This is a genomic window from Flaviramulus sp., assembly GCF_982512915.1.
Genome location: NZ_CEWOCJ010000019.1, coordinates 1 through 13,144, shown reverse-complemented (window position 1 = coordinate 13,144; position 13,144 = coordinate 1). Strand labels below are relative to the sequence as shown.

The window sequence follows — 13,144 nt, the reverse complement described above, 5'->3', positions numbered from 1 at the left end:
TTATAGGTTTATAACACTATTTTCGGCCCCAGCGAAATCATTCCAAGCATAGGCATCTGCAGAATCATCATTAACATAAGTGCCATCAACAATGTATTTAAATTCATAAGAACTTCCAGATTCTAAATCTAAAGTGGCTTTAAAAGTCCCATTTTTTAATTTTTTAAGGGGTGCTTTTTTCGCATTCCATTCGTTAAAAGATCCTACTACAGAAACTTTATTTGCTTCTTCAGCTGTTAAAGAAAAAGTTACTTTACATACTGGTTTACTTTTTAAATATTGTTTTTTAATAGACATAATTTTAGTTTTAAAGTGTTGTATTTCAAGGCAAATTTAAAACATTTAGGTTATCAACTTATAAATACATTACTTTGTTTCCGAAAATTATCAAATTGATAATTTGAACTATTATTATTTTTTAGTTGGCTAAATTTAGTGTTAAAAATTTACAATATTATTAATATAAAAATTTATCTTTTTACCTGATAATCAGCAAGTTTTAAACGAAAACGTTTGCGCAATTTATCAGACTTTAACTTAAATTCTATTTCATTAGTTTAATATAAAAAGCATTAACTTTATACCATAATTTAAATAGTATGTTCGGGAAAAAGAAACAAATACCAGAAATTGATAAAGACCAATTAGAGCTTATTGAAAATGCTCAAAAACGTATAAAACAAAAAAAACGTCTTTACATTCATTTTGTAATATTCTTAATCGGTGCAGTATTTTTAATTTTTGCAAATGCAGTTTTAGGTATTGGCAATGATGTACAATTTTTTGGTATCGATTGGTTTGTGTTTGCCATTTTAATATGGTTATTCTTTTTTGTTTATCATATTTTTAATGTTTTTATAACCCATAAATTTATGGGAAAGGCGTGGGAAAAACAACAACTTCAAAAACTAGTAGCAAAACAGCAAAATCGAATAGATAGTTTAAAAAATGGATTTGAAAAAGAAGAAAAACCTTTAGCTAAAAATCATGAATTTCAGAATCAAAAAAGCACGCCAAAAAAATCTGAAATAACAATCATTGTTGCAGCTGCAGAAAATGATGCCATTGGAAAAGGCAATCAACTTATTTGGCATTTAGGTGATGATTTAAAACGTTTTAAAAACTTAACTAATGGGCATTTTATTATTATGGGCAGAAAAACCTTTGAAAGTTTCCCAAAACCACTCCCTAATAGAACACATGTAGTAATTACAAGACAAACTGATTATAAAGCTCCTGAAGGTGTTATTTTAGTTAATAATCTAGAGGACGCGCTTGATGTTGCTAAAAGTGACAAACAACCTTTCATAATTGGCGGTGGAGAAATTTATAAACAGTCGATAGCTATTGCTGATAAAATTGAATTAACGCGTGTTCATCATGATTTTGAAGCGGATACGTTTTTTCCAAAAATAGACTCTAAATTATGGAAAGAAACAGCTTATACTTTTTGTGCAAAAGACGAAAAACATAATTATGATTTTTCTTTTTTAACTTATGAAAAAAGGTGAATTAAGTTAATTTGTGAAAAAATCAATTAATTTTACCAAATGGTAAAAGAGATACAACTTCGTATTACGCTTAAAGAAGAAGATGTTAATGATATTCTAGTTTTAAAATCTGCCTTAAAATTAGAGATTGACAAAAAAGATATTTCGGGAGTAAAAGTTCTTAGAAAATCTATTGATGCAAGAAAACCTAACATTATACTAAATTACAAAGTAGCTGTTTATATCAAAGAAAATCTGCCTGAAAAATCTGAATACACTTTTGAATATAAAGATGTATCTAAAGCTAAATCTATTCATATAATTGGCTTTGGTCCTGCTGGGATGTGGGCTGCGTTGCGTTGTATAGAATTAGGATATAAACCTGTTGTTTTGGAACGTGGTAAAAACGTACAAGATAGAAGGCGAGATTTAAAAGCCATAAATCAAGACCATATTGTTAATGATGATTCTAATTACTGTTTTGGAGAAGGCGGTGCCGGCACTTATAGTGATGGTAAACTTTATACACGTAGTTTAAAACGTGGAGATGTACGTCGTATTTTTGAAAACCTTGTTTTTCATGGTGCAACCAACCAAATTTTAATAGATGCGCATCCACACATTGGCACAAACAAGCTACCTAAAGTGGTTCAAAATATTCGAGAAACCATATTAAAATATGGTGGCGAAATTTACTTTGGAACTAGAGTTACAGATTTTATTATAAAAAATAATAAAATTCAAGCTCTTCAACTTAGTAATACTAATGAAATGCCTGTTGAAAAGGTTATACTTGCAACGGGGCATTCAGCAAGAGATATTTTCTATTTACTTCATAAAAAACACATTGCGTTAGAAGCAAAATCATTTGCTATGGGCGTTCGAGTGGAACATCCACAACATATCATCGATTCTATTCAATATCATTGTGAGGGTGAACGACATAAATTACTCCCTGCTGCTTCTTATAGTTTGGTTCAACAAATTAATGATAGGGGTGTGTATTCGTTTTGTATGTGCCCAGGCGGATTTATAGTACCCGCTGCAACAGCAAATGGCGAAGTGGTAGTTAATGGCATGTCACCATCAAAACGAAATAATTTATATGCCAATTCTGGAATTGTCGTTGAAATTGATGTCAATAAAGACATCCCCAAATATGAACAATTTGGCCCTTTAAAAGGCTTGGAATATCAAAAAAACTTAGAGAAATTAGCATTTACCTCGGGAGGTAGAAGTCAAATAGCACCAGCACAACGTTTAACAGATTTTGTTGAAGGTAAATTATCTATAGATTTGAATCCAACCTCCTATCAACCTGGTTTAAATTCGGCACCTTTACACTCCCTTTTACCAAAATTAATAGGAAGTAGACTGAGAAAAGGATTTGAAGCTTTTGGACAAAAAATGAAAGGTTACTATACAGAAGATGCCAATATTATTGGTGTAGAATCTAGAACCTCATCACCTGTTTGTATACCCAGAACAGAAACTTTAGAACACCCACAAATTACTAACTTATATCCTTGCGGAGAAGGTGGTGGTTATGCAGGTGGTATAGTTTCTGCAGCCATGGATGGCGAACGATGTGCAGAAGCAGCAAGTAAAGGATTATAAATTTTAATATTATTTCTATTTTTGCAACATTAAAAACTAAATAACATGCACGCATATATTTTTCCAGGTCAAGGCGCTCAGTTTTCAGGAATGGGCTTAGACCTTTACAATAATTCTGCTTTAGCTCAAGAATTATTTGAACAAGCAAATTCTATTCTAGGCTTCAGCATTACAGATATTATGTTTGAAGGGTCTGTAGACGATTTAAAAGAAACTAAAGTAACTCAACCAGCTATTTTTTTACATTCTGTCATATTAGCAAAAACTCTAGGTGAAAGTTTTAAACCAGATATGGTAGCCGGACATTCTCTTGGAGAGTTTTCTGCATTAGTAGCAAATGGTGCTTTAAATTTTGAAGATGGTTTAAAATTAGTTTCACAACGTGCTTTAGCAATGCAAAAAGCATGCGAAATTAAACCAAGCACCATGGCTGCTGTTTTAGGATTAGAAGATGCTTTAGTTGAAAAAATATGTGGTTCAACAGAAGGTATTGTTGTAGCAGCAAATTATAACTGCCCTGGGCAGTTAGTTATTTCTGGAGACGTTGAAGCGGTCAATAAAGCATGTGAAACCTTAAAAGAAGCTGGAGCAAAAAGAGCCCTAGTTCTGCCTGTTGGTGGTGCTTTTCATTCACCATTAATGGAACCTGCACGCGAAGAATTAGCCTCAGCTATTGAAAACACAATATTTAGCAAACCAAATTGCCCTATTTATCAAAATGTTACCGCAAACGCCGTAATTGATGAAACAGCTATTAAATCAAATTTAATTTTACAACTAACTGCTCCTGTGAGATGGACACAATCTGTACAACAAATGATTAAAGATGGTGCTACTTTGTTTACTGAAGTTGGCCCAGGAAATGTACTACAAGGTTTAGTTAAAAAAATAAACAGAGAAACACAAACAGCATCTGCATCTCAAAATACCAATAGTTAATGAAACTAACAAATCGTTCTTTTTTTATATCATTAGTTATTGTTTTAACAATTGCTATTGATCAAATTTCAAAAGTAGCTGTAAGAGCTAACATTGTTGGTCAGGATGAATTTAGACCGAGTGAGCGAATTAAAGTAATTCGTGACTATTTTATTTTAATGAATGTTGAAAATGAAGGTGCTTTCTTAGGGATGGGTAGTGAATTAAATGAACCTTCAAGAATTATTTTACTCCTTATTTTACCAATTCTAGTTTTAGGCTTTGTATTGCGTCATATTTTAAAAGATAAAAATTTAGATAATTGGTCGCTATTTGCATTTTCGAGTATTATTGGTGGTGGTATTGCAAATGTTTTTGACAGAATAGTTCGTAGTTCTGTTACCGATTTCTTTTTTATAGATTTAGGCGGTGTATTTAAAACAGGTATTTTTAATATGGCCGATTTATCTGTTACAACTGGAATGATTATTTTGGTTGTTTCTAGCTTTAAAAAGAAAGAAAAAATAACATAAACAAAAAAGCTTCTAACTATGTTAGCAGCTTTTTATATATTTTAAGTAAAACAATTATTAATTTTTACGTCTTACTTTTTGTTCCCATTTCCAAGCAGATTCCATCCCATCATCTAAAGTTAATGTTGCTTTCCAACCTAATTCATTATTAGCTTTAGAGGTGTCAGCGTAAGCAGAAACAACATCTCCTGCCCTTCTGTCTACAATTTTATAATTTAATTTTTTTCCAGAAACTTTTTCAAAAGAATTTATGACTTCCAGAACAGAACTTCCGGTTCCAGTTCCTAAATTAAACGTTTCATAATTACCTTTATTCTTATCTAGCAAAAGGCGTTGTAAAGCTATAACATGCGCTTTTGCAATATCAACAACGTGAATATAATCTCTTATACAGGTGCCATCTGGGGTTGGATAATCTTCTCCAAAAACGGATAATTGCTCTCTTAAACCTACGGCAGTTTGTGTAATAAATGGCACCAAATTTTGAGGAACACCTATTGGTAATTCACCAATATTTAAAGATTTGTGAGCTCCAATAGGATTAAAATATCGTAATGCAATTGCTTTTAGTTTTGGTGTTATTTTACAAGTATCTTTTATTATTTCTTCTCCAATTTGTTTCGTGTTTCCATAAGGAGATTCTGCAAGTTTTACAGGTGCATTTTCAGTTATTGGTAACTCATCTGCTTGCCCATAAACGGTACAAGAAGAACTGAAAATAAAATTAGATTCGGGTAATTTTTTTAATTCCTTTAAAATATAAACCAGCGTGTTTAAATTATTTTCATAATATAATAGAGGCTCTACCACACTTTCTCCAACAGCCTTACTTGCAGCAAAATGAATAACACCTTTAACATCATGATGCTTTGCGAAAAAGGTTTCAACACCTAATTTATCTTTTAAATCTAATTTTTCGAAAACAGGAGTTTTCCCTGTAATAGCATGAATACCTTCAATAACTTTTATTGATGAATTTGATAAATCATCAATAACTACAACCTCAAAGCCTTCGTTTTGTAATTCTACAACTGTGTGCGATCCTATAAATCCTAAACCACCCGTTACTAAAATTTTATCCATTTACAAATTTGATAATTGTTGAAGTAATAAATTCAATCTGTTCATCATCCAATTCTGTATGCATCGGTAATGAAATAACTTCTTTGACTAATTGATTAGTAACTGAAAAATCAGATTCTATATATCTTTCGTCTAAATACGCTCTCTGTTTATGAAGCGGAATGGGGTAATAAACACCACATGGTATCCCTTGCTCATGTAAATGTTTTACTAAAGCATCTCTATCAATACTTTTTAATTTTAGAGTGTATTGATGAAAAACATGACAATCGCAAGTATCACAAATACCATCACAACTATTTACAGTTTTAGGTGTTACTATGTTTTTAATAGATTTAAAAGCAGCATTATATTTTCTAGCAGCATGTTGTCTCGCTTTATTATAAGTATCAAGATGTGGTAATTTAGCATCTAAAACAGCAGCTTGAATACTATCTAAACGTGAGTTAACTCCAACAACATCATGATGATATCTTTCGTACATGCCATGATTCACAATGCCTCTAATGGTGTGAGCTAGAGCATCATCATTAGTAAAAATAGCACCACCATCTCCATAACAGCCTAAGTTTTTTGATGGGAAAAATGAAGTTGCAGCAACATGACCTATGTTACCAGCTTTAACTTTTTCACCATTTTTATAGGTATAATTAGCACCAATAGCTTGAGCATTATCTTCAATTACATATAAATTATGCTCAATGGCTATTTCCATAATGGCTTCCATATTGGCACATTGACCAAATAAATGAACCGGAACTATAGCTCTAGTTTTTGGTGTTATTGCCTTTTTTACAGCTTCAATATTGATATTAAAATCACCTTCATTTACATCGACTAATACAGGTGTTAATTGCAACAATGCAATAACTTCAACAGTTGCTGCAAATGTAAAATCTGCAGTAATAACCTCATCTCCAGGTTTTAAACCTAAACCCATCATTGCAATTTGTAAAGCATCTGTTCCATTAGCACATGGAATAACATGTTTTACACCTAAGTATGACTCTAAATGCTTTTGGAATTCATAAACTTTAGGACCATTAATAAAGGTGGTTGTTTCTATTACTTCTTGAATAGCAGGATTTACAACATCTTTTATTTTGCTATATTGACCCTTTAGGTCAACCATTTGAATTTTATTCATCTAAAAAAATTACAAAGCCTAATTACACTTAAAAAAGTATTAGACCATTTTTAATGTCTACCCAATATGGGTTTATCTTTACGAAATTACAAAATTCATTAACGCTAACCAATGAATTTATTTTAAAGAAATGTATTTTAGCACAAACTAAAAAAATTGGGTTTTATTTATAACATAGTTATTTATTTCTCGCATTTTACTTTAAAATGTGCAAGTATTTTTAATGAAAAAATTAAAAAAGGTGTTATTGGAAGACGAGAAACACTTTTAACTTTAAAAAACAACATCCAAAAAACTGATAAATCATTATGGTTTCATTGTGCTTCTTTAGGAGAATACGAACAAGGGTTGCCCGTATTTAAAGCTTTAAGAAATCATTACAAATCTCACAAAATAATACTAAGTTTCTTTTCCCCTTCTGGTTATGAGATTAGAAAAAATTCCCCGATTGCAGATGTTATTGTTTACATTCCTTTAGATACAAAAAAAAATGCAGAACAATTTTTAAACATCATAAACCCAGAACTCACGGTTTTTGTTAAATATGATATTTGGCCAAATTTTTTGAATGCGCTTAAAAAAAGGAAATTAAAAGCTATTCTAATTTCGGCAGCTTTTAGAAAAAACCAACCTTATTTTAAATTCTATGGAAAAGAATTAAGAAATGCATTGTTTGCATTTGAGCATATTTTTACTCAAAATGAAGATTCAAAAAAATTATTAGAAACTATAGATTATAAGTCTGTAACAGTATCTGGAGATACACGATTTGATAGAGTTTTTAGTCAGTTGGAAATGGATAATACTATAGAATTTATTGAAAATTTTAAAAATAACAACCTTTGCGTCGTAGCTGGTAGTACTTGGCCAGAAGATGAAATGTTGTTTGTTAATTTTATTAATTCTGAAACATTAAAAGATGTAAAATTCATAATTGCTCCACATAATATAAAAGCTAGTCAAATTAAAAGTCTTAAAGAACGTATTAAAGCAGAAACGATTTTGTATACAGAAAAAGATATTAAACCAATTTCAACTGCTAAAGTTTTTATTATTGATACAATTGGGATACTAACAAAAATTTATAATTATTCAGATATCGCTTATGTTGGTGGTGCTATGGGCAATACAGGTTTACATAATACTTTAGAGCCAGCCGTATTTGGAGTTCCAGTGATTATTGGCAATCATCATGAGAAATTTCCTGAAGCACAAAACTTGATAGATTATGGAGGCATGATTTCTGTTTCAAATCAACAAGAATTTAATAGTGCTTTAACAAATTTAATTGAAAACAAAAGGACTAGGCAAGACTTTGGTATCAAAAACAGTCATTATATAACAAAAAACAAAGGTGCTGTAAATAAAATACTTAGTTATCTAGATATATAATTTATATTTCATTTAAAATTCACATTGATATTCCAAACTACCATCATCTTAATAAATAGCTTTTAACTCTTTTTAATTTTATATTTTTGACCCCAAATTAAACACATTTTATAAAATGCAATTAACACAAAACAGAGTTTTATTATTGATGCTTTTTTTTATTAGTGCAATAAACTCTTTTTCTCAAAAAAATGAGAAGGTTACGCAATTTATTCAAGATGGTAATTTACTCACAACCATGGATGCTTCATCAGAAATTTTAACACAATTTAAAGAAGATGAATCATGCATCGTTATGGCATATTTTGGTAATTATATCTATAAAATAAAATATAAAAACAACATAGGTTTTGTAAGAGATGACGTCTTAATTATAACTGAGGATGTTATGGATTTATATTTTGATTATCAAGATGAACAAAAAGTAAATGCCATAAATGAGCGAGAATTAAGACAAAATAAAATAAAGGAAATAAGGAATTCAAAACAAGACACCATCAATGAAATTAAAGAAAAAATAAAGCGTCAAAAAAAACAGGATTCTATTGTCAAGTTTGAAGGGTTGCAAAAAGTTAAAACAGAAGCTCTTAAAAACGAAAAGCAAAAGCTAGAACAAATAAGGCTTCTAAAAATTCAAGACTCTATTAATGCTGAAAAAGAATTAGAAATAAAACAAGCAGAAATACTTGAAGCTGATAGAAAAAAACAAGAACTAAGACTCCAAAAAATACAAGATTCTTTATACTATTTAAAACAAAAACAAAGAATTAAAGGAGGACTCCTTGAAATAGAAAAGAAAAAACAAGAACAATTAAGACTCCAAAAAATAAAGGACTCTATTTTTCAGGTTAAAGAATCAAAAAGAATTAAAACACAAGCTCTAGAAATAGAAAAGCAACATCAGGAAGAAATTAGGCTACAACAAATTAAGGATTCGATAAATAATGTAAAAGAAACCCAAAGAAAACAAGCTGAAATACTAGCTACTGAAAAAAAACAACTAGAGTTGAAATTGCAAAATATTCAAGATTCAATCATCAAGGTAAAAGAAACCGAAAGAATTAAAGTAGAAGCTCTTGAAATTGAAAAGAAAAAACAAGAACAACTAACACTTCAGAGAATAAAAGATTCTATTTTTCAGGTGAAAGAATTAAAAAAAATTAAAGCACAAGCCCTACAAATCGAAAAGCAACAAAAGGAGCAAATTAGACTACAACAAATCAAGGATTCTATTAATGAATTAAAAGAAACTCAAAAAAAACAAGCTGAAATACTAGCTGCTGAAAAAAAACAACAAGAATTAAAATTACATAAAATTCAAGATTCGATTAACAACGTCAAAGAATCTGAAAGAATTAAAACCGAAGCTCTTATAATTGAAAAGAAAAAGCAACATCTCATAAGATTACAAAGAATTGAAGATTCTATTAGATATGTTAAGGAAGCTGAAAAAAAACAAGCTGAAGCTCTTTCATCAGAAAGAAAAAAAGAAGAATTAAGATTGCAAAACATTCAAGACTCTATATACCTTTTAAAAGAAAAACAAAAAAAGGAGGCTGAAATTCTAGCAAACGAAATTGAAAAACAAAGACTTCAACTAAAAAGAATTAAGGATTCTATTAATAAAGTAAAAGAATATGAGAGAATTAAAGCAGAAGCACTTGAGACTGAAATAAATAAAAAAGAACAACTAAAAATTAAGCGAATTAAAGATTCAATATATAAAAGTAATCTAAACAAAATAGTAGAAACTAAGATTAAAAAAAATAACGAAAGCAATACCTGTAAATACTTGATTAACGAATATGACCAATATTACAAAAGACAAGTGATTATAACTGACAAATACATAGTTCATAAAAAATTAAATATCGAATTATTAAGACAAGGGAATAACTCTGAAGTAAATTTTAATTTTGCTGAAAACTTGGGATGTGCCAGTTATGTTCCAAGTAGCCGATCTAGTGTAATTGTTGTTCTTGAAAATAATCAAGAACTCATATTTTATCATTCTGGAAATTTAAATTGTGATTATTTTAGTTTGAAAGCAAATTTGTCACTAGCTAAAGTTACTTCTTTAAAAGAATCACCTATTAAATTTATCACTTTTAAAGGCACAAAAAAAACTGCAACTATTTCGGATATTGATTACAAAGCTTTTTTTATTGATAAATTACAATGTATTGAATAATATAACTTTACTTATTATTAAATATATACTTTGTTAATCTGAATTCATTTTTAAAAATTAATATATTTAGTTTCATAAATCATTTGATAAATTATAATTAAGTAATTATATTTGGTTTACCAAACTGGTCTACCAATATAAATATGAAAAAAATTTTATACATATCAATGTTTGCAGGAATCTGGAATTTAAATGCTCAGATTACTTTAAATGCTAACGGCCTAGGAAACACTTATGAAGATATTAATGCTGTTTTAGCCCCTGGTTATAATGTTATTGAAGTTCCTGATTGCGTGCACTCAAATTTTGGAAGACATATTGATGAAGTTTATGATTCTGAATTAAATACCAACGTTTTTCGCTTTTTAGCTCACAAAACACCAGATAATGATCGTTGTTTAAATTTTGATAGACAACGTACAGAAATCAAATCTTATGACCAATCTCCTGATAACCTTAAAGCTATTTTAGGAGAAACCGTTGAATATAAATGGAAATTCAAATTAGCTTCAAATTTTCAGCCTTCACCCAGTTTTACGCATCTGCATCAAATTAAATCCGTTGGTGGACCATACGAATCTATCCCAATGATAACGCTTACCGCAAGAAAAGCAACCCCAGATAGAATTGAGTTAAGATATACACCAACTACAAATCAAACCACTGTACAAACAGCCGAACTTGATTTGTTTAGAGGCCAATGGGTAGAAGCCACAGAACTTATTACTTATGGTAATCCAGGAAGTTATTCTATTACAATTAAAAAAGTTTCAAACAATCAATTATTATTGAGTTACAGTAATTTAAATTTAGATACATGGCAAGATGGGGCTAATTTTGCAAGACCTAAATGGGGAATTTACCGAAGCTTAAACAATCCTAATGATCTTCAAGATGAAGAAGTATTGTTTAATAATTTTAGTATTGAAGAAATTAGTCCTTTATCAATTTCAAATTTAAAAACCCAAAATAAAGATCTAACCGTATTTCCAAATCCATCTAATGACGTTATTGTTTTTAAAAATGCAAAAAATATTGACTATGATGAAATCAGACTATTTGATAATTTTGGTAGAGAAATCCCAACAATAAATCGTTTAAAAAAAACACTTTGAATATATCTGATTTGAGCTCTGGAATCTATTATTTAGTATTTTCAAAATCAAAGAGTACGATAAAAGTTTTAAAATGCCTTGTTGAGTAAAAAAAGGAAACAAAGATTTATCAATAAACGCATATATTTAAAAAATAAAAAGCCTTATCTTTTATTAGATAAGGCTTTTGTACACCATATTGATTTATTCTCGAACCAAACGTTAGAATTATTTCAAAATTTAACTGAAGATTTCTGAAAACAAAAAACCTCCAACCAAAAAAGGTTGAAGGTTCTACTTGTACACCAAATTGATTTGTTTTCGAACCAAATATTGGATTTGTTTAAAAATTTAGTTGAGGATTTGTAAAACCTAACATATACAAAGCATTATAATTTGGCTTTTTGTATACATATTTCAGGAAGGTACATTCCAGCAAATGTTACCTAGCGCGCACAGAAAATTTATCTAACCAACTTGTTAAAGAATTAAAACAATTTGAATTTATAAATAACGACTATAAATCATAGTAATTAGAGTTCGATTCTCATGTAGGCTTCCCTAAAAAGGGGAAGCCTACAATGCGTATCAATGGTTGGAGGAGTAAACTTAAAAAGCGGTTTAAAGTTACTACAGATTCTAATCATCCATATCCTACTTTGTAGAAATCATTTAAATAGAAACTTTACAGCAAATAGACTAAATGAAGTTTGGGTATCAGATTTAACCTATATAAAAACAGTTACAGGTTGGCTATACCTTACTACCATTATTGATTTATATGACAGGCAAGTAATTGGATGGTCATTAAGCTCAAGGTTATATACCAATCAAACTATTATTCCAGCTTAGAAAATGGCAGTATCAAAAAGAGAAATATGATTGTTACACTTATGAGTTGAACTCAGCTCATAATCAATAGATTTAAAAAAATATTTTTACTGGATTGTTATTTTCATGCTTCAGGTTCCAAAATTTACATGATAATTTTGATTTAATTAAGAATCATAATAAATATTAATAAACCCAATATAGATTTCAAAATATAAACCCCTATGTAAATAGATACCGTAATTAAAATTTTATTTTTAAAATACTTATTCTTATTGTAAATATTCCTAACAAAAAAGACGGTAATCAAGTATGTAATTATAATTGAAATTGGATTAAAAGCTTTCCCAATAAAGCCAGCATATGCAGATTCCAAAAAACAATTTATAACAGTTAGTACGATAATTGTAATTCTAATAGACTTGTATTCTTCCTCTTTTCTGTCAAATTTTTGATTCTTTTTTTGACTTGTTTGGATAGGTGTTTTCTCTTGAGATTTTTGCTGAGTTTGGCTTTTGTAATTTGTATCTGAAATTGTCGGAGGGCTTGATATTGTTTGAGGTTTAATCTCATCCTTTTTCTCAAAAGAAGAAAAACCAGCTACTTCAGAAATTTTTTTCCAACCACCCAAATCTTTGTTATAAATGTAAGAATCGTTTGAAAAACCCTTAGTAATAATTTCTTGTTTGGTAAAGGGTCCTTGTTGTTCGCCGTTTACCATAATGTAGTACTTTTCCATTATATGTTATTTAGTTGTTTACCAACCATATCACTTTTGGTTAAATAAACTGTTAGTAATATTGTACTCAGAATAACTGTGGCTATCCCAAAAACATTCAATCCAAAAG

12 protein-coding genes are annotated in these 13,144 nt (G+C 29.5%); 8 read left to right on the top strand and 4 right to left on the bottom strand.

Going from position 1 to position 13,144, the window contains the following annotated elements; translation table 11 throughout:
• Window positions 1-297, bottom strand: coding sequence for an isoamylase early set domain-containing protein (locus AC1XJX_RS11320; RefSeq protein ID WP_482004097.1), 297 nt, complete (start codon window positions 295-297; stop codon window positions 1-3).
• Between the two features lie 302 nt (window positions 298-599).
• Here AC1XJX_RS11320 and AC1XJX_RS11315 point away from each other — a divergent pair, with 302 nt between their 5' ends.
• Genes AC1XJX_RS11315 through lspA form a run of 4 tightly spaced genes read left to right on the top strand, consistent with a single transcriptional unit; the run spans window position 600 to window position 4,558 of the window.
• Window positions 600-1,511 (top strand): dihydrofolate reductase, encoded by a 912-nt coding sequence (locus AC1XJX_RS11315; RefSeq protein ID WP_482004096.1) that lies wholly within the window; start codon window positions 600-602, stop codon window positions 1,509-1,511.
• A gap of 39 nt (window positions 1,512-1,550) precedes the next feature.
• Window positions 1,551-3,107, top strand: a complete 1,557-nt coding sequence (locus AC1XJX_RS11310; RefSeq protein ID WP_482004095.1) for an NAD(P)/FAD-dependent oxidoreductase — start codon at window positions 1,551-1,553, stop codon at window positions 3,105-3,107.
• 45 nt (window positions 3,108-3,152) lie between these two features.
• Complete coding sequence (gene fabD / locus AC1XJX_RS11305) at window positions 3,153-4,046, top strand: ACP S-malonyltransferase (RefSeq protein WP_482004094.1); 894 nt, start codon at window positions 3,153-3,155, stop codon at window positions 4,044-4,046.
• Window positions 4,046-4,558: a signal peptidase II gene (lspA, locus tag AC1XJX_RS11300; protein WP_482004093.1), complete on the top strand. Its 513-nt coding sequence runs from the start codon at window positions 4,046-4,048 to the stop codon at window positions 4,556-4,558. The genes fabD and lspA overlap by 1 nt, the downstream gene beginning before the upstream one ends.
• Before the next feature lie 57 nt (window positions 4,559-4,615).
• Here lspA and galE read toward each other — a convergent pair whose 3' ends face one another.
• Together galE and AC1XJX_RS11290 are read right to left on the bottom strand one after the other, a co-directional pair.
• Window positions 4,616-5,641: a UDP-glucose 4-epimerase GalE gene (galE, locus tag AC1XJX_RS11295; RefSeq protein WP_482004092.1), complete on the bottom strand. Its 1,026-nt coding sequence runs from the start codon at window positions 5,639-5,641 to the stop codon at window positions 4,616-4,618.
• Window positions 5,634-6,788 carry a DegT/DnrJ/EryC1/StrS family aminotransferase gene (locus AC1XJX_RS11290; protein WP_482004091.1) on the bottom strand — a complete coding sequence of 385 codons (1,155 nt, stop codon included), beginning with the start codon at window positions 6,786-6,788 and terminating at the stop codon, window positions 5,634-5,636. Before AC1XJX_RS11290 ends, galE begins: the two co-directional genes overlap by 8 nt.
• A gap of 156 nt (window positions 6,789-6,944) precedes the next feature.
• On the opposite strand from AC1XJX_RS11290, the gene AC1XJX_RS11285 reads away from it, so the two are divergent.
• The 4 genes from AC1XJX_RS11285 (at window position 6,945) to AC1XJX_RS11270 (ending at window position 12,317) form a co-directional block, all read left to right on the top strand.
• On the top strand, window positions 6,945-8,180 hold the full coding sequence (locus tag AC1XJX_RS11285; protein ID WP_482004090.1) for a 3-deoxy-D-manno-octulosonic acid transferase: 1,236 nt from the start codon (window positions 6,945-6,947) through the stop codon (window positions 8,178-8,180).
• Between the two features lie 115 nt (window positions 8,181-8,295).
• Window positions 8,296-10,371: a hypothetical protein gene (locus tag AC1XJX_RS11280; RefSeq protein ID WP_482004089.1), complete on the top strand. Its 2,076-nt coding sequence runs from the start codon at window positions 8,296-8,298 to the stop codon at window positions 10,369-10,371.
• A 143-nt stretch (window positions 10,372-10,514) separates the two neighbouring features.
• Complete coding sequence (locus AC1XJX_RS11275) at window positions 10,515-11,486, top strand: T9SS type A sorting domain-containing protein (RefSeq protein WP_482004088.1); 972 nt, start codon at window positions 10,515-10,517, stop codon at window positions 11,484-11,486.
• Between the two features lie 570 nt (window positions 11,487-12,056).
• Window positions 12,057-12,317 (top strand): DDE-type integrase/transposase/recombinase, encoded by a 261-nt coding sequence (locus AC1XJX_RS11270; protein WP_482004087.1) that lies wholly within the window; start codon window positions 12,057-12,059, stop codon window positions 12,315-12,317.
• A gap of 142 nt (window positions 12,318-12,459) precedes the next feature.
• Here AC1XJX_RS11270 and AC1XJX_RS11265 read toward each other — a convergent pair whose 3' ends face one another.
• Complete coding sequence (locus tag AC1XJX_RS11265) at window positions 12,460-13,035, bottom strand: DUF4339 domain-containing protein (RefSeq protein WP_482004086.1); 576 nt, start codon at window positions 13,033-13,035, stop codon at window positions 12,460-12,462.
• Between the last annotated feature and the right edge of the window lie 109 nt (window positions 13,036-13,144).